Origin of the sequence: Mesorhizobium sp. M1409 (genome assembly GCF_040317535.1) — a bacterium.
Lineage (GTDB): Bacteria > Pseudomonadota > Alphaproteobacteria > Rhizobiales > Rhizobiaceae > Mesorhizobium.
Genome location: NZ_JAMYKV010000004.1, coordinates 169,245 through 192,431, shown reverse-complemented (window position 1 = coordinate 192,431; position 23,187 = coordinate 169,245). Strand labels below are relative to the sequence as shown.

At 63.6% G+C, this 23,187-nt stretch carries 22 protein-coding genes, 1 tRNA gene and 1 pseudogene; 19 read left to right on the top strand and 5 right to left on the bottom strand.

The window, feature by feature from the left end; all coding sequences use genetic code 11:
• Window positions 1-68 precede the first annotated feature (68 nt).
• Window positions 69-2,252: a primosomal protein N' gene (locus tag NKG99_RS05590; protein ID WP_352865037.1), complete on the top strand. Its 2,184-nt coding sequence runs from the start codon at window positions 69-71 to the stop codon at window positions 2,250-2,252.
• 48 nt (window positions 2,253-2,300) lie between these two features.
• Here the strand turns inward: NKG99_RS05590 and NKG99_RS05585 are convergent, their stop codons facing one another.
• Window positions 2,301-2,546 carry a type II toxin-antitoxin system Phd/YefM family antitoxin gene (locus NKG99_RS05585; RefSeq protein WP_352865035.1) on the bottom strand — a complete coding sequence of 82 codons (246 nt, stop codon included), beginning with the start codon at window positions 2,544-2,546 and terminating at the stop codon, window positions 2,301-2,303.
• 65 nt (window positions 2,547-2,611) lie between these two features.
• Between NKG99_RS05585 and NKG99_RS05580 the strand changes: the two genes are divergently transcribed.
• From NKG99_RS05580 to NKG99_RS05550, 7 genes are all read left to right on the top strand, one after another.
• Window positions 2,612-3,307: an aspartate/glutamate racemase family protein gene (locus NKG99_RS05580; protein ID WP_352865034.1), complete on the top strand. Its 696-nt coding sequence runs from the start codon at window positions 2,612-2,614 to the stop codon at window positions 3,305-3,307.
• A gap of 93 nt (window positions 3,308-3,400) precedes the next feature.
• Complete coding sequence (locus NKG99_RS05575; RefSeq protein ID WP_109664413.1) at window positions 3,401-3,796, top strand: AGROH133_08824 family phage infection protein; 396 nt, start codon at window positions 3,401-3,403, stop codon at window positions 3,794-3,796.
• Window positions 3,797-4,042: 246 nt separating this feature from the next.
• Complete coding sequence (locus NKG99_RS05570) at window positions 4,043-4,603, top strand: F0F1 ATP synthase subunit delta (protein WP_109664418.1); 561 nt, start codon at window positions 4,043-4,045, stop codon at window positions 4,601-4,603.
• Window positions 4,603-6,132 (top strand): F0F1 ATP synthase subunit alpha, encoded by a 1,530-nt coding sequence (gene atpA, locus NKG99_RS05565; protein ID WP_352865033.1) that lies wholly within the window; start codon window positions 4,603-4,605, stop codon window positions 6,130-6,132. The genes NKG99_RS05570 and atpA overlap by 1 nt, the downstream gene beginning before the upstream one ends.
• 31 nt (window positions 6,133-6,163) lie before the next feature.
• A complete protein-coding gene (locus tag NKG99_RS05560; protein ID WP_352865032.1) occupies window positions 6,164-7,048 on the top strand; it encodes a F0F1 ATP synthase subunit gamma in 885 nt (294 codons plus the stop codon).
• A 68-nt stretch (window positions 7,049-7,116) separates the two neighbouring features.
• Entirely contained in the window at window positions 7,117-8,709 is a 1,593-nt protein-coding gene (gene atpD / locus NKG99_RS05555) for a F0F1 ATP synthase subunit beta (RefSeq protein WP_352865030.1), read from the top strand.
• Window positions 8,710-8,809: 100 nt separating this feature from the next.
• Complete coding sequence (locus tag NKG99_RS05550) at window positions 8,810-9,217, top strand: F0F1 ATP synthase subunit epsilon (protein WP_352865027.1); 408 nt, start codon at window positions 8,810-8,812, stop codon at window positions 9,215-9,217.
• A gap of 298 nt (window positions 9,218-9,515) precedes the next feature.
• Here the strand turns inward: NKG99_RS05550 and NKG99_RS05545 are convergent, their stop codons facing one another.
• Complete coding sequence (locus NKG99_RS05545; protein WP_352865026.1) at window positions 9,516-11,033, bottom strand: mannitol dehydrogenase family protein; 1,518 nt, start codon at window positions 11,031-11,033, stop codon at window positions 9,516-9,518.
• A 145-nt stretch (window positions 11,034-11,178) separates the two neighbouring features.
• Between NKG99_RS05545 and uxaC the strand changes: the two genes are divergently transcribed.
• The 8 genes from uxaC (at window position 11,179) to NKG99_RS05505 (ending at window position 18,398) form a co-directional block, all read left to right on the top strand.
• Entirely contained in the window at window positions 11,179-12,591 is a 1,413-nt protein-coding gene (gene uxaC / locus NKG99_RS05540) for a glucuronate isomerase (protein WP_502910881.1), read from the top strand.
• A 34-nt stretch (window positions 12,592-12,625) separates the two neighbouring features.
• A complete protein-coding gene (locus NKG99_RS05535; RefSeq protein WP_352865023.1) occupies window positions 12,626-13,603 on the top strand; it encodes a TRAP transporter substrate-binding protein in 978 nt (325 codons plus the stop codon).
• 59 nt (window positions 13,604-13,662) lie between these two features.
• Window positions 13,663-14,190, top strand: coding sequence for a TRAP transporter small permease (locus tag NKG99_RS05530; RefSeq protein ID WP_352865021.1), 528 nt, complete (start codon window positions 13,663-13,665; stop codon window positions 14,188-14,190).
• Window positions 14,190-15,470 (top strand): TRAP transporter large permease, encoded by a 1,281-nt coding sequence (locus NKG99_RS05525; RefSeq protein ID WP_352865019.1) that lies wholly within the window; start codon window positions 14,190-14,192, stop codon window positions 15,468-15,470. Before NKG99_RS05530 ends, NKG99_RS05525 begins: the two co-directional genes overlap by 1 nt.
• 69 nt (window positions 15,471-15,539) lie before the next feature.
• Window positions 15,540-16,316, top strand: coding sequence for a FadR/GntR family transcriptional regulator (locus tag NKG99_RS05520; protein ID WP_352865016.1), 777 nt, complete (start codon window positions 15,540-15,542; stop codon window positions 16,314-16,316).
• Between the two features lie 21 nt (window positions 16,317-16,337).
• Window positions 16,338-17,189 carry a 5-dehydro-4-deoxy-D-glucuronate isomerase gene (gene kduI, locus NKG99_RS05515; RefSeq protein WP_352865013.1) on the top strand — a complete coding sequence of 284 codons (852 nt, stop codon included), beginning with the start codon at window positions 16,338-16,340 and terminating at the stop codon, window positions 17,187-17,189.
• On the top strand, window positions 17,186-17,950 hold the full coding sequence (gene kduD, locus NKG99_RS05510) for a 2-dehydro-3-deoxy-D-gluconate 5-dehydrogenase KduD (RefSeq protein ID WP_352865011.1): 765 nt from the start codon (window positions 17,186-17,188) through the stop codon (window positions 17,948-17,950). Before kduI ends, kduD begins: the two co-directional genes overlap by 4 nt.
• A 112-nt stretch (window positions 17,951-18,062) precedes the next feature.
• Entirely contained in the window at window positions 18,063-18,398 is a 336-nt protein-coding gene (locus tag NKG99_RS05505; protein ID WP_352865008.1) for a cupin domain-containing protein, read from the top strand.
• 268 nt (window positions 18,399-18,666) lie between these two features.
• Here NKG99_RS05505 and NKG99_RS05500 read toward each other — a convergent pair.
• Window positions 18,667-18,860, bottom strand: a pseudogene (locus NKG99_RS05500) (aldehyde dehydrogenase family protein); the annotation flags it as partial.
• 266 nt (window positions 18,861-19,126) lie between these two features.
• Between NKG99_RS05500 and recQ the strand changes: the two are divergent.
• Window positions 19,127-20,962, top strand: a complete 1,836-nt coding sequence (gene recQ, locus NKG99_RS05495) for a DNA helicase RecQ (RefSeq protein ID WP_352865006.1) — start codon at window positions 19,127-19,129, stop codon at window positions 20,960-20,962.
• 72 nt (window positions 20,963-21,034) lie between these two features.
• Here recQ and NKG99_RS05490 read toward each other — a convergent pair whose 3' ends face one another.
• Window positions 21,035-21,511 (bottom strand): hypothetical protein, encoded by a 477-nt coding sequence (locus NKG99_RS05490; RefSeq protein ID WP_352865003.1) that lies wholly within the window; start codon window positions 21,509-21,511, stop codon window positions 21,035-21,037.
• A gap of 702 nt (window positions 21,512-22,213) precedes the next feature.
• Between NKG99_RS05490 and NKG99_RS05485 the strand changes: the two genes are divergently transcribed.
• Complete coding sequence (locus NKG99_RS05485) at window positions 22,214-22,468, top strand: type II toxin-antitoxin system ParD family antitoxin (RefSeq protein ID WP_352865000.1); 255 nt, start codon at window positions 22,214-22,216, stop codon at window positions 22,466-22,468.
• Entirely contained in the window at window positions 22,468-22,761 is a 294-nt protein-coding gene (locus NKG99_RS05480) for a type II toxin-antitoxin system RelE/ParE family toxin (RefSeq protein WP_352864998.1), read from the top strand. Before NKG99_RS05485 ends, NKG99_RS05480 begins: the two co-directional genes overlap by 1 nt.
• Before the next feature lie 77 nt (window positions 22,762-22,838).
• Here the strand turns inward: NKG99_RS05480 and NKG99_RS05475 are convergent.
• A tRNA-Ser gene (locus tag NKG99_RS05475) sits at window positions 22,839-22,928 on the bottom strand.
• Window positions 22,929-23,187 lie beyond the last annotated feature (259 nt).

Genomic DNA, 23,187 nt, shown 5'->3' with positions numbered 1-23,187 from the left:
ATGTGCATGCCATGCACATTCGGGGTCGGCCTTTGATCTAGACCAAAGTCAGGGCAAGGTCACGCCTCATGATCGAAGATTCGCCCTTTGTCGCGGCCGCACCGGTGCTGGTGCCGATGCCCGCCGAACGCCCCTACACCTATGCCGTGCCCGCCGGCATGCGCGTGGTGCCGGGCTCGATCGTGCGCGTGCCGCTCGGCCCTCGCCAGGTCGCCGGCATCGTCTGGGATGGCGCCGTCGAGAAGGTCGACGCGAAAAAGCTGCGCCCCATCGAACAGGTCTTCGACTGCCCGCCGATCGATCGCGCGATGCGCCGCTTCGTCGACTGGGTGGCGCAGTACACGCTGTCGCCACCGGGCATGGTGGCGCGCATGCTGCTCAGGGCACCCGAAGCATTCGATCCCGAACCATGGATCGAGGGGCTGCAGCGCACGCTTCTCGCACCCGATCGGATGACGGCTGCCCGAGAGCGTGTGCTGGAGACGGCTGAAGGCGGGCTGGCCTGGACGCGGTCCGGCCTCGCCCATGCTGCCGGCGTGTCGTCGACGGTGATCGACGGCCTGAGGGCGCAAGGCGTGTTCGAGACGGTGATGATCCCGCCGCGCCCGGTCGTGGCGGCACCCGATTCCAGCTACGCCATACCGGAATTGATGCCGGACCAGCGCGACGCCGCGCTGATGCTGCGCTCCAATGTCGCAGCCGGCGTGTTCAACGTCGCGCTGCTCGACGGCGTCACCGGATCGGGCAAGACGGAGGTTTATTTCGAGGCGGTGGCGGCCGCGCTCGACCAGGGCAAGCAGGTGTTGATCCTGCTGCCGGAAATCGCGCTGACGCATGCCTTTCTCGAGCGCTTCCAGCAGCGCTTCGGTGCCAAGCCGGGCGAATGGCATTCCGACCTGCCGCCCAGGATGCGCGAAAAAGTCTGGCGGCAAGTGGCGGAAGGCGGCGTGCGGGTCGTCGCCGGCGCGCGCTCGGCGCTGTTCCTGCCGTTCAAGGAGCTCGGCCTGATCGTCGTCGACGAGGAGCACGACCCTGCCTACAAGCAGGAAGACCGTGTTTTCTACAATGCGCGCGACATGGCAGTGGTGCGCGGTCATATCGGCAGTTTTCCGGTGGTGCTGGCATCGGCGACGCCATCGGTTGAAAGCCGCGTCAATGCGAGCCAAGGCAAATACAACAGAGCCGTCCTCTCTGCCCGTTTCGCCGAGGCGGCGCTTCCCCATCTCAAGGCAGTCGATATGCGCCGGGCACCCCCGGCGCGCGGCGGCTTCCTGTCACCGGTGCTGCTCGACCAGATGCGCCAGACGCTGGAGAGGAAGGAGCAGTCGCTGCTGTTCCTCAACCGGCGCGGCTATGCCCCGCTGACGCTGTGCCGGGTCTGTGGACACCGCTTCGGCTGCCCGGTCTGCTCGGCCTGGCTGGTCGAGCACCGGTTTCGCGGCCAGCTCGTCTGCCATCATTGCGGGCACAATGAGCGCCGCCCCGAAGCCTGCCCGGAATGCGGCACGCTCGATCATCTGGTCGCCTGCGGGCCAGGTGTCGAGCGCATCGCCGAAGAGGTCGTCGCGCATTTTCCCGACGCGCGCACCATCGTTTTGTCGTCCGACCTGATGGGCGGCGTGCGGCGGCTGCGGCTGGAGCTGGAGGCGATCGCCAATGGCGAGGCCGACATCGTCATCGGCACACAGCTCGTCGCCAAGGGCCACAATTTCCCCAACATGACGCTGGTGGGCGTCGTCGACGCCGATCTCGGTCTTGCCAATGGCGATCCGCGCGCCGCCGAGCGCACCTTCCAGCTGCTCAGCCAGGTGACCGGCCGCGCCGGCCGCACCGGCAAGAAGAGCCTTGGCCTGCTGCAGACCTTCCAGCCCGAGCATCCGGTGATGCGGGCGATCGTCTCCGGCGACGCCGAGGCGTTTTACGAGCGCGAGATCGCCGAGCGCGAGCGGGCCGCCCTGCCGCCCTTCGGCCGGCTGGCCGGTGTCATCGTCAGCGCGGTGACGCGGGCCGAAGCCGAGGGCCATGCGCGCGGCCTGCGCCGCGCCGCGCCCGAGGCCACCGACGTGTTCGTGCTCGGCCCGGCCGAGGCGCCGCTGTCCCTGCTTGGCGGCCGTCACCGCTTCCGCCTGCTGATCCAGGGCGAGCGGCGCGCCGACATGCAAGGCTTTATCCGCACCATGCTGGCCAACGGGCCGAAGCAGCGCGGCTCGGTCAGGGTGCAGGTCGACATCGACCCGCAGAGCTTTTTGTAAGTTGAACGCCGTCGGCCACTCTCGGCAAATGGGTTCATCGAGAGCGGATCAAAATTCGACGTCCCTCAATGGCGATTCATTTCGCTCAAGTTCGATGCCGCCCGGATACCGAAGCAAAAAGTCCCCGAAATTTTCCTGGCTGTCTTGCGGATAAAGCTTTCGCCCTTCAGCAACCGGAATGACCATGGTGGTCGGCCTGCCGTTTCTCGTGACAATGGTTGGCTCGTCGTTTCCTGCGGCCTCGACGATTGCCGAGAGTCTCGCCTTGGCCTGCCGAAGCTCAATAGTTTTCACGACGACCTCCCTTATAGTCTCGTGTGTTTATGATATCGGGATTACCCAGCAAAGGAACAGCCCTTATGAAAACCCTTGGCCTTCTGGGCGGCATGAGCTGGGAATCGACCGCCATCTACTATCGCCTGCTGAATGAGGTCGTGCGCGAGCGGCTGGGCGGGCTGCATTCGGCCAAATTGCTGCTGTGGTCGTTCGACTTCACCGAAATCGCCGAGCGGCAGCATCGTGGCGACTGGGACGGCGCCGGCGTGCTTCTTGTCGAAGCGGCGCGCAAGCTCGAGGCGGGCGGCGCGGAAGGCTTGCTTCTGTGCACCAACACCATGCACAAACTGGCCGACCAGGTGCAGGCGTCGGTGTCGATCCCGCTGATCCACATCGCCGACGCCACGGCGGTCGCGGTCAAGCGCGCCGGCATGCAGCGCCCGGCACTGCTGGCGACGCGGTTCACCATGGAGCAGGATTTCTACAAGAGCCGGCTCGCCGACAAATACGGCCTGCGGCCCGTCGTCCCCAATGCTACCGGGCGCGACATGGTCCATCGCGTCATCTACGAGGAATTGTGCCAGGGTATCGTCACCGAAGCCTCCAAGGTTGCCTATATCGCCGAGACCGAACGCCTGCGCCGCGAAGAGGCCGCCGACAGCGTCATCATGGGCTGCACCGAGATCACCATGCTGATCGGTCAGCAGGACTTCGACATCCCGGTCTTCGATACGACGCGCATCCATGCCGAGGCGGCGGTCGAATTCGCGCTGGGCTGACAGGCTTCCGCAAATTGCCGGACTCCATCTGGCGTCGTTTCTTTCCTTCGCTAGAATGCCCGGAATTTCAAAACAGGCATTCGAGGGGACAAGATGGATTTTGCGCTTCCGTGGCCGACGAGCCAGGGCGAATGGCTGGCATGGTCGAGCGCCGTCGTCACCGTGTTGCTCGGGCTTTTGTTCTTTCTGGCACCCAGCCTCGCCTTCCGTGCCCTGCGCTTGCAGGTCAAGCCCGAGAAGGCGGCGGCGATCGCCGAGGGGCGCGGCAGGATGTCGGGCTTCTATCTGGGTGTCGGCCTGTGCTGTATCCTGCTGGCGCAGCCGCTGATCTACATGGCGCTCGGCTTCTCCTGGCTGTTCACCGCTTTTGGCCGGCTGCTGTCGATGATGTCGGATGGCGCCAACACGCCTTTCAATTGGGTTTCCATCGTGGTGGAATTGGTGCTGGCGGCGTTGCCGCTCGCCTTTGCCTTCGGCTTTCTGCCTTGAATCGTTGGGTATTCCGCGATGGAAGACGGGTGACTTTCGCCGGATGCGACAATAGTGCCTGAAAACCATGCGGAACGACGCATTGCGGTCTTAAAATGCCTGTGCTAGACGGCAATCGACTTTCGGCCGGGGATAGCGGAAGCCGCGCCTCCGTGCTCGAAAAAATGCAGTAAGGTCAAAGATTTAGCCAGAGTTTTTGCTCGCGCCAACAATCTACGGCCTGTCAGACAAGAGAAAAGACGGTCCGTGGCTCAATCGTCATCGCCAATCTCAGGTGTCGCAGAACGCTATGCGGGTTCGCTGTTCGAACTCGCCCTGCAGGCAAATTCCGTCGCCAAGGTCGAAGCCGATCTCAACAGCTTCGAAGCCATGCTCGCGGGCAGCGCGGACCTTACCCGGCTGATCAACAGCCCGGTGTTCTCCAGCGAGGACCAGGCCAAAGCCATCGCGGCGATCGCCGACAAGGCCGGGATCACCGGGCTCACCGGCAATTTTCTGCGCGTCGTCGCCAGAAACCGCCGGCTGTTCGCCATTCCCGGCATGATCAGGGCGTTCCGCCAGATCGCCGCCGAACATCGTGGCGAAACCGCTGCTGAAGTGACGTCGGCTCACGAGCTGACGGCTGCCCAGCAGACCGAACTCAAGGCCGCGCTGAAGAGCGTTGCCGGCAAGGACGTGGCCATCTCCGTCACCGTCGATCCGTCGCTGCTCGGCGGGCTGGTGGTCAAGATGGGCTCGCGCCAGATCGATACGTCGCTCAAAACCAAACTCAATTCGCTCAAGCTTGCACTGAAAGAGGTCGGCTGATGGACATCCGCGCCGCGGAAATTTCCGCAATTCTGAAAGACCAGATCAAGAATTTCGGCAAGGAGGCCGAGGTCTCCGAAGTTGGACAGGTGCTGTCCGTCGGTGACGGCATCGCCCGCGTCTACGGCCTCGACAATGTCCAGGCCGGCGAAATGGTCGAATTCCCCGGCGGCATCCGCGGCATGGCGCTCAACCTCGAAGCCGACAATGTCGGCGTCGTCATCTTCGGCGCCGACCGCGACATCAAGGAAGGCGACATCGTCAAGCGCACCGGCGCCATCGTCGACGTTCCCGTCGGTCCCGGCCTGCTCGGCCGCGTCGTCGACGCGCTCGGCAATCCGATCGACGGCAAGGGCCCGATCAAGGCAGTCGAGCGCAAGCGCGTCGACGTCAAGGCGCCCGGCATCATTCCGCGCAAATCGGTGAACGAGCCGATGTCGACCGGCCTCAAGGCCATCGATGCGCTGATCCCGGTCGGCCGCGGCCAGCGCGAGCTGGTCATCGGCGATCGCCAGACCGGCAAGACCGCCATCATCCTCGACACGATGCTCAACCAGAAGTCGGTGCACGACAACGGCCCCGAAAAGGAAAAGCTCTACTGCGTCTACGTCGCCGTCGGCCAGAAGCGCTCGACCGTCGCGCAGTTCGTCAAGGTGCTGGAAGAGCGCGGCGCGCTCGAATACTCGATCATCATCGCCGCCACCGCTTCCGACCCGGCGCCGATGCAGTTCCTGGCGCCGTTCGCCGGCGCCACCATGGGCGAGTACTTCCGCGACAACGGCATGCATGCGCTGATCAGCTATGACGATCTGTCGAAGCAGGCCGTCGCCTATCGCCAGATGTCGCTGCTGCTGCGCCGCCCGCCGGGCCGCGAAGCGTATCCCGGCGACGTCTTCTACCTGCACTCGCGCCTGCTTGAGCGCGCAGCCAAGCTCAACGACGATCTGGGCGGTGGTTCATTGACCGCTTTGCCGATCATCGAAACGCAGGCCAACGACGTGTCGGCCTACATCCCGACCAACGTGATCTCGATCACCGACGGTCAGATCTTCCTCGAAACCAACCTGTTCTTCCAGGGCATCCGTCCCGCGGTGAATGTCGGTCTGTCGGTCAGCCGCGTCGGCTCCGCCGCGCAGATCAAGGCAATGAAGCAGGTCGCCGGCTCGATCAAGGGCGAGCTCGCGCAGTACCGCGAAATGGCGGCTTTCGCGCAGTTCGGCTCGGATCTCGACGCCGCCACGCAGCGCCTGCTCAACCGCGGTTCGCGCCTGACCGAACTTCTGAAGCAGCCGCAGTTCTCGCCGCTGAAGACGGAAGAGCAGGTCGCGGTGATCTTCGCCGGCGTCAACGGCTATCTCGACAAGCTGCCGGTCAACCAGGTCGGCAAGTTCGAGCATGGCCTGCTCAGCCACATGCGTGCGGCCGGCAAGGACGTTCTCGAAGCCATCCGCAACGAAAAGGCGCTGTCGGATGATCTGCGCGCCAAGCTGAAGGCCGAGATCGACGCTTTCGCCAAGACCTTCGCCTGAGCGAAGCGCAAGACGGGATCAGGTTTGAAGCATGCCTTCATTAAAAGACCTTCGTAACCGTATCGCCTCGGTCAAGGCGACGCAGAAGATCACCAAGGCGATGCAGATGGTCGCCGCGGCGAAGCTGCGCCGTGCGCAAGAGGCCGCTGAAGCAGCGCGCCCCTATTCGGAGCGCATGGGTTCCGTGCTGGCCAACATCACCCAGGCGATCGGTGGCGGCGGCGATGCCCCGGCGCTGATGACCGGCACCGGCAAGGACGACGTGCATCTGCTCGTGGTCTGCACAGCCGAGCGCGGCCTGTGCGGTGGCTTCAATTCGCAGATCGCCCGCGTCGCCCGCGACCACATCCGCAAGCTGCTGGCCGACGGCAAGCAGGTCAAGATCATCTGCGTCGGCAAGAAGGGTTTCGACATCCTGCGCCGCGACTATGCATCGCTGATCATCGACCGTGTCGATCTGCGCGAGGTCAAGACGCTCGGCTTCGTCAATGCCGACGCCATCGCCAAGAAGGTCATCCAGCTCTTCAACGAGGGCGGCTTCGACATCTGCACGCTGTTCTATTCGCAGTTCAAGTCGGTGATCAGCCAGATTCCGACCGCGCAGCAGATCATCCCGGCCGGCATTGCTTCGGCTCCGGCGGAAGTGACGGATGGCGGCAACGCCGTCTACGAGTACGAACCGGAGCCAGGCGAAATCCTCTCCGACCTCATTCCGCGCAACATCTCGGTGCAGGTTTTCCGGGCGCTGCTCGAAAACGCGGCCGGCGAAATGGGCGCCAAGATGAGCGCCATGGACAATGCGACGCGCAACGCCGGCGAGATGATCAACAAGCTGTCGATCACCTACAACCGCCAGCGGCAGGCGCAGATCACCAAGGAACTGATCGAAATCATTTCGGGCGCCGAGGCGCTCTAGGCGCGGTCCGCGGGTCATCGACCCGCGACCGGACCGCGTGAAACAAAGGACGAAAAAGGGTAAAGACGATGGCGAAAGCAGCGACCCCCCAGAAGGCGGCCCCCAAGGCGGCAGCCGCGAAGACCGCGGCCCCCGCGAAAGCGGCGGCCAAGGCTCCAGCAGCGAAGGCGGCTCCGCCCAAGACGGCCGCAGCACCGGTGAAGGCCGCCGCGGCCAAGACATCGGCAGTGGCCAGCAAGGCAACCGGCGCTGTCGGTAAGGTCCGCCAGGTCATCGGCGCCGTCGTCGACGTCCAGTTCGGCGATCACCTGCCGGCGATCCTGAACGCGCTCGAGACGACCAATGTCGGCAACCGCCTGGTGCTCGAAGTTGCCCAGCATCTGGGTGAAAACACCGTCCGCTGCATCGCCATGGACTCGACCGAAGGTCTGGTTCGCGGCCAGGACGTGCGTGACACCGGTGCGCCGATCACCGTGCCGGTCGGTCCGGGCATGCTCGGCCGCATCATCAACGTCATCGGCGAGCCGGTCGACGAAGAAGGTCCGGTCGACGCGATCGAAATGCGCTCCATCCACCAGCCAGCTCCGACCTATGTCGAGCAGTCGACGGAAGCGCAGATCCTGATCACCGGCATCAAGGTGCTCGACCTACTGGCTCCCTACGCCAAGGGCGGCAAGATCGGCCTGTTCGGCGGCGCCGGCGTCGGCAAGACCGTGCTGATCCAGGAACTGATCAACAACATCGCCAAGGCGCATGGCGGCTATTCGGTGTTCGCCGGCGTCGGCGAGCGCACCCGCGAAGGCAACGATCTCTATCACGAGTTCATCGAGTCCGGCGTCAACAAGAAGGGCGGTGGCGAAGGCTCCAAGGCGGCACTCGTCTATGGCCAGATGAACGAGCCGCCGGGCGCGCGCGCCCGCGTCGGCCTGACCGGCCTGACGGTCGCCGAATATTTCCGCGACCAGGGCCAGGACGTGCTGTTCTTCGTCGACAACATCTTCCGCTTCACGCAGGCGGGCTCGGAAGTGTCGGCTCTGCTCGGCCGTATCCCGTCGGCCGTCGGCTATCAGCCGACGCTAGCCACCGACATGGGCGCGCTGCAGGAACGCATCACCACCACCACCAAGGGCTCGATCACGTCCGTGCAGGCCATCTACGTGCCTGCCGACGACTTGACCGATCCGGCACCGGCGACCTCGTTCGCCCACCTTGACGCGACGACGACGCTGAACCGCGCCATCGCCGAAAAGGGCATCTACCCGGCGGTTGACCCGCTGGATTCGACCTCGCGCATGCTCGACCCGCTGGTCGTCGGAGACGAGCACTATGGCGTCGCGCGCCAGGTGCAGTCGATCCTCCAGCGCTACAAGTCGCTGCAGGACATCATCGCCATCCTGGGCATGGACGAGCTGTCGGAAGAGGACAAGCAGACCGTGGCCCGCGCCCGCAAGATCGAGCGCTTCCTGTCGCAGCCGTTCTTCGTCGCCGAAGTGTTCACCGGCGCGCCGGGCAAGCTGGTCGACCTCGCCGACACCATCAAGGGCTTCAAGGGCCTCTGCAATGGCGACTACGATCACCTTCCGGAAGCTGCCTTCTACATGGTTGGCGGCATCGAGGAAGCAGTCGAGAAGGCACAGCGCCTGGCGGCTGAAGCAGCATAAAAAGCGAATAGCGAATAGGGAGTAGCGAATAGGGAATATGGGCCGGCGAATTCTTCTTCTGACTATTCGCTGGTCGCTATTCGCTATTCGCTAGATTGACATGGCTGAAGCTTTCAAGTTCGAACTGGTCTCGCCGGAGCGCCTGCTGGTTTCCGAGCAGGTCGAATCCGTCGTCATTCCGGGCGCCGAAGGCGAGATGACCGTGATGGCGCATCACGCGCCGGTCATGACCACGATCAAGCCCGGCGTCGTCACGGTGAAGACCGTGTCGGGCGGCGAAGAACGCTATGTGGTGTTCGGCGGCTTCGCCGACATCGTTCCGGCCGGCTGCACGCTGCTGGCGGAATCGGCTGTCGCGGTGAAGGATGTCGACCGCGCCGATCTCGCGCGCCGCATCCAGGAAGCCAGGGAAGACGCCGCCGACGCCAAGGACGACCAAGCGAGAAGCAAGGCCGAACAGTTCCTTAGCCAGCTCACGACGCTGGAAGCTGCCATCCTGCCGGCGTAAGGGCCGGCTATCTCCTCGCCATCCGGGTAGAGCGAACGCGAGGCGGAGCGCAGTAGCGCAAAGGAGCGTTCTGTAGCGATCCTTCACGCCCCCCTCTGTCCTGCCGGACATCTCCCCCACAAGTGGGGAGATCGGCCGTCATCGCGGCTTTCGCAAATCTCCAGCGTTGTAGGGTTGGCGCCGGCATCCGAGCTGCCAATCTCCCCCTCGAGGGCCCTCGTGGGGGAGATGTCCGGCAGGACAGAGGGGGGCGCTGTCCCGCCGACGTCAACGGTCTGCGCCCATCACAACCATCAAGTCATAGCTCAGGATTGCTCGCAAGGGCTGGCCCGCCCTGCTTGAGATGGACGATGTGGGTGGCCACGAACTCGATCAGCGTCTGACGCGAGGCGTGGTCCTTGGCGAAGCCGGCGAGGTCGAATACAGCCGCTACCGTCTCTTCCGTCGGCAGATTCCGACCGAAAAGCGTGGCCAGTGCTGAGTCAAGCGGATCAGTGAAATGGCCCTCCGGCAAGGTCTTGCCGCGCGCCTCGCAGGCCGCGATCCAGGCGGCGATCACCAGCGTCAGATGTTCGGGCACAGCGCCGGCCTCGATGCTCTCCAAGGCGGAAGCGACGATGCGTTGCGGCAGTTTCTGGCTGCCGTCATTGGCGATCTGCGCTGTGCGGTGGGCGAGAGCGGTGTTCGAAAAACGCTCGGCCAGTTCAGCCGTATAGCTTGCCGTATCCAGCCCGGCATTCCTCGGTAGCGTCGGAATGGCCTCGGCCCAGAGTGTATCGACAAAGGCCCGTATCGCCGGATCGGCGAAGGCGCGGTCGACGGTGGCGTGACCGCTGAGCAGGCCGAGATAGGCGATGCCCGAATGCGAGCCATTGAGCAGCCTGAGCTTCATGTCCTCGAACGGCCTGACGTCGTCGACCATGGTGACGCCGAACTGTTCCCAGGCCGGGCGGCCCCCCGGGAAATTGTCCTCGACCACCCATTGGCAGAACGGCTCGGTCATCACAGGCCAGGCGTCCTCGACGCCGAGTTCTTCTGCGATCCGCACCCGGTCGGCATCGGTGGTTGCCGGTACGATGCGATCGACCATGCTCGACGGAAAGGCGACCGCATCGGCGATGTGTTTGGCGAGCCCGGCATCGCCCTTCGCATCGAGCTTGGCATCCCGCAATTCGGCGAATTCGATCAGCAGCCGGTGCAGCGTGGCGCCGTTGGCCGGCAGGTTGTCGCAGCACAGCACGGTGAAGGGCGCCGTGCCGGCGGCGCGTCGCCGGGCAAGCGCCTCGGTCAGAAAACCATGCGCCGTCTTCGGCGTCTGCGGCTCTGCCAGGTCGTGGACGATATCGAGATGAGCGGTATCCAGTCCACCGCCCGCTGCCCGCAGATACGCCTTTTCGGTGATCGTCAGCGTGACGATGCGGGTGCGCGGATCGGTCAGCGCGGCCAGCACCGCGCTTGGGTCTTCCGGCGCCACCAGCATCGAGGCGATCGAACCGATGACGCGAAGCTTTTCCTCGCCGCTGCTTCTGATCGCCAGCGTATAGAGGCCGTCCTGCGGCGTGAGCGCGTCGCGTGTGTCGGCGCTGCGCAGCGACACGCCTGTTATGCCCCAGCCTGTCTCGCCAGCAGCCAGGCAGTCGTCGACATAGGCCGCCTGATGGGCGCGATGGAAGGCGCCGACGCCGAGATGCACGATGCCCGGGACGACGCGGCTGCGATCGTACAAAGGTGTCGCGATCGAAGCCGGCAATGCCCGCGCCGTTATCGAGGAAAGGCGTTTGGTCGTTGTGGCGCGGCTGGTTCGGTCGGATGGCATGAAAAAAGCCTCAGGGAGTGGTCGGCAAGCGGCGTAACATTCGATTTCCTGCCACACAATGGGCCGAAAAGTCATCATACAACAATCTAATTTTTGTATGTTGACATTATTTCTTGCCGACCCTACCGATAGCCGCTCTGGGAGGATGATCGTGGCACTGACCGATGCGGATTTGCTGTTTCCCGCCGAGGCGCATTCGCGCTCGGTCGCCCGCGATCTTTATGCCGGGATCAAGGATCTGCCCCTGGTCAGCCCGCACGGTCACACCGACCCGCGCTGGTATGCGCTGAACGAGCCGTTCCCGGATCCGGCGCAACTGCTCATCGTCCCGGACCACTACATTTTCCGCATGCTGTTCAGCCAGGGCGTCCGCCTCGAGGATCTCGGCGTGGCGACGCTGGACGGCGCGCCTGTCGAGACCGACGGCAGGACGATCTGGCGGCGCTTTGCCGAGCACTATTTTCTGTTTCGCGGCACGCCGACCCGGCTGTGGTTCGACCATGTGCTGGCGCATCTGTTCGGCATCGACGAACCGTTGACCGCCGCGACCGCCGACAGCCACTACGACACCATCGCGACGCTGCTGCAGTGGGAGAATTTCCGCCCGCGCGCGCTGTTCGAGCGCTTCAACATCGAGGTCATCGCGACGACCGAAGGCGCGCTCGACGATCTCAAATGGCACCAGATGATCCGCGACAGCGGCTGGGAGGGCCGCGTTATCACCGCCTACCGGCCGGACGCGGTCGTCGATCCCGACTTCGAAGGATTCTCGGCCAATCTCGACCGGCTCGGCGAAATCACCGGCTGCGACACCGGCAGCTGGGCCGGCTATCTCGATGCGCATCGCCGGCGGCGCGCCTTCTTCAAGAGTTTTGGCGCGACCTCGTCCGATCATGGCCATCCGACGGCGGAGACCGCCAATCTCTCGGATGCGGCGGCCGAGGAGCTGTTCAATCGGATTCGCCGTGGTTCCGACGACGAGCGCGAGCGCAAACTGTTCCGCGCGCAGATGCTGACCGAGATGGCCAAGATGAGCCTCGACGACGGGCTGGTGCTGCAGATCCATCCCGGCTCCTGGCGCAACCATTCGCCGGCAATCTTCCAGAAGTTCGGCCGCGACAAGGGCTTCGATATCCCAACCCGGACCGACTATGTGACGGCGCTGAAACCGCTGCTCGATTGCGTCGGGCTGGAGCGTGATCTCACCATCATACTCTTCACGCTCGACGAGACCAGCTATGCGCGCGAACTGGCGCCGCTCGCCGGCGTCTACCCGGCGCTGAAACTCGGGCCGGCCTGGTGGTTTCACGACAGCCCGGAAGGCATGCGGCGCTTCCGCGAGATGACCACCGAGACGGCCGGCTTCTACAACACCGTCGGCTTCAACGACGACACCCGCGCCTTTCCATCCATTCCGGCGCGTCACGATGTGGCGCGCCGGGTCGACTGCGCGTTCCTCGCGCGTCTCGTCGCCGAGCACAGGCTGCGCGAGGACGAGGCGCATGAGCTTGCGCGGGAGCTCGCCTACACGCTTGCCAAGAAGGCGTACCGGCTCTGAGCCGGGCGCTCCGATTTTTAAAAGGGAGGAAGTCATGTTGCATTTTTCGAAATTGACGGCAGCCACGTTTGCCTTCGGCTCACTGCTGGTCGGCATTGCCAATGCCGACACCGTGCTGAGGTCATCGGATACCCATCCCGACGGCTATCCGACCGTCGAGGCGGTCAAATACATGGGCGACCTGATCAAGCAGCGCACCAATGGCCGCTACTCGATCGAGGTCTACCATTCGGCGCAGCTCGGAGAGGAAAAGGACACGATCGAGCAGACCCAGGCCGGTGTCATCGACCTCAACCGCGTCTCGATGGGACCGTTCAACGGCGTCGTGCCGGAAACGGCGGTTCCGTCCCTGCCGTACATGTTCCGCTCGGTCGAGCATATGCGCCATGTCATGGACGGCCCGATCGGGGACGAAATCCTGAAAGCCTTTGAGACTCACGATCTCGTCGGCCTCGCCTTCTACGATTCCGGGGCGCGCTCCTTCTACAACACCAAGAAGGACGTCACCTCGATGGCCGATATGAAAGGGATGAAGTTCCGCGTCATCCAGTCGGACGTGTTCGTCGACATGGTCAATGCGTTGGGTGCCAATGCCACGCCGATGGCCTATGGCGAGGTCTATTCGGCTCTGCAGACCGGTGTCATCGACGGCGCCGAGAACAACTGGCCGAGCTTCGAATCCGCCAAGCACTATGAGGTCGCCAAGCATTACACCATGGACCAGCACCAGATCGTTCCGGAAGTGCTGGTGATGTCGAAGGCGAGCTGGGATAAGCTCGCGCCGGAAGACCAGGCGATCGTCCGGCAAGCGGCAAAAGACAGCGTCGTCAAGATGCGCGAATTGTGGGACGCGCAGGAGAAGAAGTCGCGCGACATCGTCGAGAAGGCCGGCGTCAAGGTCAGCGAGATCGACAAACAGCCGCTGATCGATGCGATGAAGCCGGTCTACGACAAGTATCTGTCGACGCCCGAGTTGAAAGACCTCGCGTCGCGTATCCAGGCAACCAAGTAATCCGTTCGTGGCAAATGATGGCGCGATTGTCCGCGCCATCATCCGGGGGAGGTGTGCATATGAAATCATTTTGGCTCGCAATAGAGCGGCTGCTGTCAGGATTGGCGAGGCTTGCGCTATGGGTCAGCGGCATCGGGCTGACCCTGATGACGGTGATCATCTTCTGGCAGGTATTTTCGCGTTATGTGCTCAACAGTTCGCCAAGCTGGACGGAACCCTTCTCGGTGCTCTTGATGGGTTGGTTCATCTTCCTGGGCGCAGCAGTCGGTGTTCGCGAGCGCACCCATCTGGGTTTCGATGTGTTGCTCTATTTCCTGCCGTCCGCCGCCAAGGCGGTGCTGCGCAGCATTTCGGATATCGTCGTGCTCGCCTTCGGTGCCGGCATGATCGTCTACGGCGTCCAGCTTGCCAGGCTGACCTGGAACACGGTGATGCCGTCTCTGGCTTTCCCGGGCGGCATCGGCTTCCTGCCGGTCATCCTGGGCGGCGCGCTTGTCTGCCTGTTTTCGCTTGAGCGGCTGGCCGGACGGTTTGCCGGATTGCCGGTCGATGCCGATCAGTACGCCACGGGCGAGGAGGGTCTGTGATGGCACTGACGGTTCTGTTCGGCACCTTCGTCTTCCTGCTGATCATCGGCACGCCTATCGCGTTCTGCCTCGGCGTCGCCAGCTTCGCGACGGTTCTGGTGCTGGGTCTGCCCCCGCTTGTGGTGTTCCAGCGCCTCAACTCGGGCGTTTCCGTGTTCTCGTTGATGGCAATCCCGTTCTTCATCTTCGCCGGCGACCTGATGGTGCGCGGCGGCATTGCCGCCCGGCTGGTGGCGCTTGCAGGGTCACTGGTCGGCCATCTGCGCGGCGGCTTAGGTCAGGTCAACATCGCTGCCTCGACCATGTTCGGCGGCATTTCCGGCTCGGCGGTGGCCGATGCCTCGGCGGTCGGCGGGCTGATGATCCCGCAGATGAAGGCGCGCGGCTATGGCGTCGACTATGCCGTCAACATCACCTCCGTCGGCGCCATCATTGCGCTGCTGATCCCGCCCTCGCACAACATGATCATCTATTCGATCTCGGCCGGCGGCCGCATCTCGATCGCCGACCTGTTCACCGCGGGCGTCATACCCGGCTTGCTGTTGGCGCTGTCTCTCATGATCACGGCTTATTGGGTCGCCAGCCGTCGCGGCTATCCGACCGAGCCTTTCGCGGGCTTCGGCCGCGCATTGCAACTGCTTGTCGCCGCGATTCCAGGCCTGGTCCTGATCGGCATCATCTTCGGCGGCGTCCGCTCCGGCATCTTCACGGCCACTGAAAGCTCATGCATCGCCATCGTCTACGCCTTCCTGGTGACGCTTTTCATATACCGCTCGATGAGCTGGAACGACTTCGTCGCCGCCACAACGGCTGCCGTGCGCACGACGGCAATGGTGCTGATGATCATCGGCTGTGCTGCTGCCTTTGGCTGGCTGCTGGCCTATCTCAGGGTCCCCGCCGCGCTCGTCGCCTTCCTGCAGTCCGTGTCCGACAACAAGCTGGTCATCCTGCTGATGATCAATGTCGTCTTGCTTATCCTCGGCACGTTCATGGATATGTCGCCGCTGATCATCATCACCACGCCGATCTTCCTGCCCGTGGTGATGGCCTACGGGGTCGACCCCGTGCATTTCGGCGTCATCCTGATCCTCAATCTCGGCATTGGCCTGTGCACGCCACCGGTGGGGGCGGTGCTGTTCGTCAGCTGCGCCATCGGGCGCATCCCGATCTGGACGGCGATGCGCTCGATCTGGCCGTTCTACGGCGCCGCTTTCGTCGTGTTGATGCTTGTCACCTACATACCGGAAATCTCATTGTGGCTGCCGAGCCTGTTCCACTAGAGTTTTGACGCAATTCCGGACGGAAAACCGTTTCACACTTTTCCTGGAATTGCTTAAGGAGACCATCAAGTGTCCGCTGCATCCGCCGACCTCAAGGTCGAGAGAAAACCCAAGCTGTCGGAAACCGTCGTCGCGGCGATCCGCAGGCAGCTGCAGGCGGGCGAGATTCAGCCTGGCCACAAATTGCCGACCGAGGGCCAGCTGACCGAGACCTTCGGCGTCAGCCGCACCGTCGTCCGCGAGGCGTTGGCCAAGCTTGCCGCCGACGGGCTGGTCGAGCCGCGCCAGGGCGCCGGCGTCTTCGTCACCGAGCACATCTCGACGATGTTCGGCGCGCTGGCCGCCGACATGGGCAGCAAGGATTCGATCGCGCTCAACGTGCTCGAAGTGCGGCTTGCGATCGAGATCGAATCTGCGGGGATTGCCGCCATCCGTCGCAACGCCGCGCAGGAAGCGGCAATCCAGGAAGCTTTCTTCGAGTTCGAGCGGCTGCTGCTTGCCAGCGAGCCGACCGGTCCGGCCGATCTCGCCTTCCACCGCGCGATCGCCAGCGCCACCAACAACCCGTTCTATGTCGAGATGCTCGACGTGCTCGGCCGGCGCGCCATTCCGTGCGACGTGACCTCGCCCTGGTCGACAGAGCTGGTGCAATCCGACAGCTACCAGCGCGGGCTGCAGCGCGAGCATCTGGTGATCCTCAACGCCATTTCATCGGGCGATGCCGAGGCCGCGCGTGAAGCGATGCGGACGCATCTCACCGCCAGCCAGCAGCGCTACCGCGAGCGCCTGCATGCGCGTCAGGCTTTTTACACCGACTCGGTCAAAGCCGCCGCTACCGGCGAATAATTATCTCAAGTCAGGACAACAATGAGCCAGAGCCATATCGACTTCACCTCCCGCTTTGCCATCGATCCGGTCGCCGCCGCGGCGATGGGAACCGACGAGCTGCGCCACAATTTCCACATCGAAGACCTGTTCCAGCCCGGCCGCGTCAGCCTGACCTATACCCATTACGACCGCATGATCGTCGGCGGCGCCGTGCCGACCGGTTCGCCGCTTCAACTGGAGGCGATCAAGCCGACCGGCACCAAGAACTTCCTCGACCGCCGCGAGCTGATCGCAGTCAACATCGGTGGGGCAGGCGTCATCGAGGCCGGCGGCCAGTCCTTTGAATTGCAGGCGCGCGACATGCTCTATCTCGGCATGGGGACAGCCGACGTGTCGTTCGCGTCGGCGGAGAAGAGCGCGCCGGCCAAATTCTACCTGCTCAGCGCGCCGGCGCATCAGGCTCATCCCAGCCGGCTGATCCGCATCGGCGATGCCAAACGCCTCGACCTCGGCAGCAAGGATGCCTGCAACGAACGCTCGATCTTCCAGTTCATCCATGCCGAGGGCGCAAAGACCTGCCAGTTGGTGGTCGGCATGACGCAGCTCGCTCCTGGCTCGGTGTGGAACACCATGCCGTGCCATGTGCATGACCGGCGCATGGAAGCCTATCTCTATTTCGACCTGGCCGAGACGGCGCGCGTCTTCCACTTCATGGGCGAGCCGGACGAGACGCGCCATCTGGTGATGCGCAACGAGGAAGCGGTGCTGTCGCCGGGCTGGTCGATCCATTCGGGCGCCGGCACATCCAACTACGCTTTCATCTGGGCGATGGCCGGGGACAATGTCGACTATACCGACGTTGACCCGGTGGCCTTGGACGAATTGCGGTGAGCGACCTCTCCGCCTTCAGCCTGGCCGGAAAGCGCATCCTCGTCACCGGCGCCAACACCGGCATCGGCCAGGGCATCGCGGTGTCGATCGCACGCGCCGGCGGCGTGGTGATCGGCGTCGGCCGCTCGTCGATGGACGAAACGGCAAGCAGGGTCGCCGCGTTGGGCGAGGAATTCGAGGCGGTGAGCGCCGACCTTGCCGACACGGCTGCCGCCGGCCCGATGCTCGACCGTATCTGGGACGGAAGCGGTCCGCTCGACGGGCTGGTCAACAATGCCGGCATCATCCGGCGCGCCGATGCCGTCGATCTCAGCGAGACCGATTGGGACGACGTCATGGACGTCAACCTGAAGACGGCTTTTTTGCTCTGCCAGTCCTTTGCCAGGCGTGTCCTGGCCGGCGGGCGTCAGGGTAAGATCGTCAACATCGCCTCGGTGCTGAGTTTCCAGGGCGGCATCCGCGTTGCGTCCTACACCGCCTCGAAGCATGGCGTGCTCGGCATTACTCGACTGCTCGCCTGCGAATGGGCGCAAAAGGGCATCAACGTCAACGCCATCGCGCCCGGCTATATCGAGACCAACAACACGCAGGCGCTGCGTGCCGATCCCGATCGCAGCGCCGCCATCCTGGCGCGCATCCCGGCCGGCCGGTGGGGCGAGGCGGGTGATATTGGTGACGCCGCCGTCTTCCTGCTGGCGCCGGCGTCGAACTACATGCATGGCGCGGTGGTGCCGGTGGATGGCGGCTGGCTGGCGCGCTAGCACGGTTCATCGTTTCACGGAAGCGCCGAACTGCGCTACCTCTTTGTTTTGACGCAATTCCGGACGGAAGACCGTTTCACACTTTTCCTGGAATTGCTCTGAGGAGATGACGATGACCGCAAAGATTTTCGCGCATGACGGCGAGGGCGCTTGGACGGCGACGCCGGACGGCAACAGGCGACGCGTTCTCCTGCACACGGACGAATTGATGATGGTCGAGTTCGGCTTCGACAAGGGTGGGGTCGGCGCCTTGCATTCGCACCCACATGTCCAGGCGAGCTACGTCGCCGAGGGTCGCTTCGAGGTGACCATCGACGGCCGGACCGAAATCCTCGCGGCCGGCGGCAGCTTCATCGTGCCGTCCGGTCTGGTTCACGGCGTCAAGGCACTGGAAGCGGGGCGGCTGGTCGACAGCTTTACGCCGCACCGGGCCGATTTTCTCGCCTAGCCGAAGAGATCGAGCAGGGAAGACCCGCGCCCCAAAGGAGGCGCGGGTTGTTGCCTGGGCGCTTGTGGCGCCGCGGTACTCAAGACATGACCGCAGGATGCGGAAGCTGCCGCATGATGGTGAAGATAGTCTTAACGCGCCGGTTCCGAGTGGTGACGATGGCTGATGGCCGCGTTCGGTCGGGTGATGTGCCGTAGCAGGCTGAAAAGCCGCTCGAACGTCTTGCCGTAAGGCGGGCGCAGCAAGGCCCCGGCGCTCAGGCGGGATTGAGCACGCGGTTGCCGGCGGCGAGCGCCGCCGTGACCGGCGCGACGGCGAGCTGGAAAGGATAATTCCAGGGCGCCCGACGACACCGAGCGGCTGCGCGACGAGGCGATTTCTGCCCGGCAGGAACGGCATGGCGGTGGCGACACGACGCTCGCGCATCCAGCCCCTGAGATGGGACAGCGCGTGGCGGATGCCTTGGCTTGTCGGGCCAAGCTTACATCGTGGTGCGTGAGGGAACCAGCGGGGCTGGAGGTGTTCCCAGGGAAGGCCTGCCCTTGCTCAATGCCGTCGATCGGTTGGCCTCCTTCGGCGCCCCCGAAGTCCGACCATCCCTTATACCGGCTTGTTCCTGTTGTGGTGCGATAACAGCTGCGCTAAGCCAAGGCGCCCATGCAGAGAGTCGTTTTGACCGGTTTCCACATCCTCTCCAGTCCACGAAATTCCAGCCCGGTGTCTGCCTGATGCAGGCATCGGCAATGAGCGTCCCAGCCGCGGATCCCAAACGGCGCGTCCTGAAGGACGTGTTCGGCTTCGATGATTTTCGTCCCGGCCAGGCCGATGTCATGGACGCGCTGCTGGCCGGGCGCCATGTGCTGGCTGTCATGCCGACGGGCGCGGGCAAATCGCTTTGCTACCAGGTTCCGGCGTTGGTTCTGGGCGGGCTCACCATTGTCGTCTCGCCGCTGGTCGCGCTGATGCAGGATCAGGTCGCCGCCTTGCGCCTTGCCGGCGTGGCGGCCGACACGATCAATTCCTCGATCGACCGCGATGCCAATATCGCCGCCTGGCGGCGCGTCGCTTCGGGCCAGACGCGCCTGCTCTACCTCGCGCCGGAGCGGCTGATGACCGAGCGGATGCTCGACGCGCTGGCCAGGCTCGATATCAGCCTGATTGCCGTCGACGAGGCGCATTGCATCTCGCAATGGGGCCCGGCGTTCCGGCGCGAGTATGAGGACCTGTCGCGGCTGCGCGGCATTTTCCCCAACGTGCCGATCATCGCGCTGACGGCGACAGCAGACGAGAGCACGCGCACGGATATCGAAGCCCGGCTGTTCGGCGAGCGTGTCGAAACCCTGGTGCTTGGCTTCGACCGGCCGAACATCAAGCTTGCGATCGAGGCCAAGCAGGACAGCAAGCGCCAGTTGCTGCGCTTCGTCGAGCGTCATCCCGGCCGCAGCGGCATCGTCTATTGCCTGTCGCGCAAGAAGACGGAAGAGATGGCGGCCTTCCTCGAAAAGAACGGCGTCACCGCGCTCGCCTATCATGCCGGCATGAGCAAGGAGGCACGTGATGCGAATCAAAACGCCTTCATGACGCTCTCCGGCGTTGTCATGGTGGCGACCATCGCCTTCGGCATGGGCATCGACAAGCCCGATGTCGCCTATGTCTTCCACACCGATATGCCGGGCAGCCTGGAGGCCTACTATCAGGAGATCGGCCGTGCCGGCCGCGATGGGCGGGATGCGGAAGCGCATATGCTGTTCGGCCTTGGCGACATCCGCATGCGGCGGCTTTTCATCGACGATGAGGACGCTGCCGTGGAGCACAAAAGGCGCTCGCATCGCCGGCTCGACACGCTGATCGGCTATTGCGAGACGTCGCAGTGCCGCCGCCAGGTGCTGCTTGGCTATTTCGGTGAAGAGGCTTCGCCCTGCGGCAATTGCGACACCTGCCTCGACCAGGCGCCGCGCGCCGATGGCGGGGCGGAGGCGCGGGTCATCCTGGCGGCCATCGCGCAGAGCGGAGAACGCTTCGGCGCCGGTCATGTCATCGACATTCTGCTCGGTCATGAAACCGAGAAGGTGCTGGCCAGGAACCACCAGAGGCTCGCCAGCTTCGGCAGTGGGCTGGCGCACAAGAAGGATTTCTGGCTGTCGCTGATCCGGCAGCTCGCCGCTGGCGGGTTCCTGGAACCGGATCCGAGCGGACATGGCGGTCTCGCCATCGCCGAAAAAGGCCATGCGCTCGGCCGTGGCGAGATGCCCTTCCACTATCGGGTCGAAGTCCGCACCCGCGCCTTGCGCAAGATGCGAGCGACCGAGGGTATGAACGCCGAAGGCGTGGACGCATCTCTGCTGGCCGCGCTCAAATCCTTGCGCCTGCGGCTTGCCAAGGAGCGCCAAGTGCCGGCCTATGTGGTGTTCTCCGATCGCACGCTGATCGACATGGCCGAACGCTGCCCTCGCGACCTCGACGCCTTCGCCGAAGTGAATGGTGTGGGGGCGGCGAAGCTCAAGGAGTTCGGCGAGGTTTTTCTGAGCGCGATCGAGGGGCATCGGGCGGATGGCGTGGGCTGACGTCAGGCCCTCCCCCTGCAGAGAATACCTAAACCCCTTCTGGCTACGACTTCCGGTCCGATCTTGAGGAACTCAGATCGGCGCCGGATTGACGCCCGCAGCCCTTAGCTGAGCCCCCAGTTTGGTCCGGGTAGCACAGGCGGACTTGTTGCCGGCAATGCACTGATTATTGGCTGACGACCAATCCAGAAGGGCGGTATTTATCCAGCTGCCAGGTGCGCGCTGCTGGCCAAAGCCACCGGCCGGAGTGGCCGGATTGGCAACTGCGGCCGACGCCTTTCCTTGAGGTGCCCGTTTCCAGCCGCTGATGATCAGACAGTTCTTCATGTATTGATCTTCGGCTATCGCATTGCCGAGTGCGTTGCCAAGGCCAGCGCCGGCAACAAAGGCCGGCGATCCGATGGCAAGATAACCTTGGTCCACCGACCCTTTCCGCATCTCACACTGAGCATGCGCAACCTCGAAACTGGGTCCATATCCGATTTGCATGTAGTCGGCTTGATTGCTTGTTTGGCAGCCACCGAGCAGCACAATGGCAGTGAGTGCCATCAATGTTCTTCTTTTCATCCCCAAGCCCTCCCAAGGCCAGGGATCAGCATCTCCTAAAGCGAATATTTCCGCAAGAGACGGCAGTTATTTCAGCAAATTCTCGTCGGCGCGGATCGCAAAGTATATCCGGGTCACCGCGAGAGGTATACCCGGTTATTACTCTTCTGCATCGGAGGGGCGGAGATGTGCGACCACGAACTCGCGGATGGCCCCGGCCGTGGCTGGACGCCTTCGGTGCCGAGCAGCAGGATGTCGGACAGGCATGCTTCGACCGCATTGCGGATGCTGCGAGCGTGGTCCGATCCCCGACGCATTCGACCTTGAGGTCGACGGTCGTATCGTCCTCCACGATTCCCGCTCGCGAAGTCGCGCAGATGGATAGGATCGACAGCCATGTTCCGGTGAATGATCCATCCAGTGCCCTGTCGGCAGCGATCAGGTGCGTGGGCGCTCGTTGATCCGGCAGTCCATGCGCTCGCGGCGCTGTAGATTCGTGAACACTATCAGCAGGCGATGCCGATGCTGATCAGCGTGATCGGCGCCAGGCCGGTAAGCGTGACGAGCAGGCTCTGCCAGGAGTTGAAATCAAACGCTATTTCCCGAGTTCGTGTGTCCGTCTCGTCCTGGCGATGTGGCGGAACAGCAAAGGTTTTTGACAAAGTTTGCCAAAATACCCCATAATGGCAATCAATGGAGGCCGATATGGCGACTATGAACGTATCCTTGCCCGACCCCATGAAAGACTGGGTCGAGGCGCAAACTAGAACAGGTCGCTATGCAAATGCCAGCGACTATGTGCGTGATCTGATCCGCCGGGATCAGGAGCGCAATGACAAGATTGCGGCCATGCAGCGCTATGTCGATGACGGGCTGAAAAGTGGCATCGGGGGTCGTTCCAAAGACGCACTTTTTGCAGCCGCGTTGACGCGGGCCGATGCGACGCGCGGCAACGGGTAATGGGGTTCCGCCTTTCCCTGGCGGCGGAAGAAGACGTTGTCGCTATTGCCGAGCAGGGAGTGCGTCTGTTCGGCGCGGTGCAGGCTAGACAGTATCATGAGGGGTTGTTTGCGGTCTTTGAGTTGATCGCCGCCAATCCGCGCATGGCGCGGGAGCGCCGGGAGATCTCGCCGCCAATGCGCATCCACCCGTGCAAGGCCCATCTTGTCGTGTACCGGATCGAAGCGGACGGCGACATCCTCATTGTCCGAATCCGCCACGGACATGAGGATTGGGCGGGCGACCCTTTCTAGATTGGATTAGGGCCAAAAACTGCCGTATCCTTCCAGATACTCGGTGATTTTCGGCAGCGGAATGGACCGAAGCAGAGTGGCGGAGAGGGAGGGATTCGAACCCCCGATGGGCTTGCACCCATGCCGCATTTCGAGTGCGGTGCATTCGACCACTCTGCCACCTCTCCGCGGTCATGGTCGGCCGTTGCCGGCGCGGCGCACTAGATAACGGCTGAACGGGCAGGTTACAAGGCCAAATCCGTCAGTTATTTGGCTTGCCGGACAAGCGGCGGATTCGCGGCGGGTCCGGTGCAGGGAGACCGAGGCAGGTTGCCGACCAGTCACGCATCCTTGCTTCCACGACGGCAGCGCGGCGCGGTGCTGTCGACACGGCCAGTGCCTGCCGCCAATAACCCGGCGCGGCTGTCTGCCTTGACTCACACTCAA

What these genes read in the sequence shown, in the direction of transcription:
- NKG99_RS05590 (WP_352865037.1), top strand. Translation starts at nt 69, where the DNA reads ATGATCGAAGATTCGCCCTTTGTCGCGGCCGCACCGGTGCTGGTGCCG.
- NKG99_RS05580 (WP_352865034.1), top strand. Translation starts at nt 2,612, where the DNA reads ATGAAAACCCTTGGCCTTCTGGGCGGCATGAGCTGGGAATCGACCGCC.
- NKG99_RS05575 (WP_109664413.1), top strand. Translation starts at nt 3,401, where the DNA reads ATGGATTTTGCGCTTCCGTGGCCGACGAGCCAGGGCGAATGGCTGGCA.
- atpA (WP_352865033.1), top strand. Translation starts at nt 4,603, where the DNA reads ATGGACATCCGCGCCGCGGAAATTTCCGCAATTCTGAAAGACCAGATC.
- NKG99_RS05560 (WP_352865032.1), top strand. Translation starts at nt 6,164, where the DNA reads ATGCCTTCATTAAAAGACCTTCGTAACCGTATCGCCTCGGTCAAGGCG.
- atpD (WP_352865030.1), top strand. Translation starts at nt 7,117, where the DNA reads ATGGCGAAAGCAGCGACCCCCCAGAAGGCGGCCCCCAAGGCGGCAGCC.
- NKG99_RS05550 (WP_352865027.1), top strand. Translation starts at nt 8,810, where the DNA reads ATGGCTGAAGCTTTCAAGTTCGAACTGGTCTCGCCGGAGCGCCTGCTG.
- NKG99_RS05545 (WP_352865026.1), bottom strand. Translation starts at nt 11,033, where the DNA reads ATGCCATCCGACCGAACCAGCCGCGCCACAACGACCAAACGCCTTTCC.
- uxaC (WP_502910881.1), top strand. Translation starts at nt 11,179, where the DNA reads ATGATCGTGGCACTGACCGATGCGGATTTGCTGTTTCCCGCCGAGGCG.
- NKG99_RS05535 (WP_352865023.1), top strand. Translation starts at nt 12,626, where the DNA reads ATGTTGCATTTTTCGAAATTGACGGCAGCCACGTTTGCCTTCGGCTCA.
- NKG99_RS05530 (WP_352865021.1), top strand. Translation starts at nt 13,663, where the DNA reads ATGAAATCATTTTGGCTCGCAATAGAGCGGCTGCTGTCAGGATTGGCG.
- NKG99_RS05525 (WP_352865019.1), top strand. Translation starts at nt 14,190, where the DNA reads ATGGCACTGACGGTTCTGTTCGGCACCTTCGTCTTCCTGCTGATCATC.
- kduI (WP_352865013.1), top strand. Translation starts at nt 16,338, where the DNA reads ATGAGCCAGAGCCATATCGACTTCACCTCCCGCTTTGCCATCGATCCG.
- NKG99_RS05505 (WP_352865008.1), top strand. Translation starts at nt 18,063, where the DNA reads ATGACCGCAAAGATTTTCGCGCATGACGGCGAGGGCGCTTGGACGGCG.
- recQ (WP_352865006.1), top strand. Translation starts at nt 19,127, where the DNA reads ATGCAGGCATCGGCAATGAGCGTCCCAGCCGCGGATCCCAAACGGCGC.
- NKG99_RS05490 (WP_352865003.1), bottom strand. Translation starts at nt 21,511, where the DNA reads ATGGCACTCACTGCCATTGTGCTGCTCGGTGGCTGCCAAACAAGCAAT.
- NKG99_RS05485 (WP_352865000.1), top strand. Translation starts at nt 22,214, where the DNA reads ATGGCGACTATGAACGTATCCTTGCCCGACCCCATGAAAGACTGGGTC.
- NKG99_RS05480 (WP_352864998.1), top strand. Translation starts at nt 22,468, where the DNA reads ATGGGGTTCCGCCTTTCCCTGGCGGCGGAAGAAGACGTTGTCGCTATT.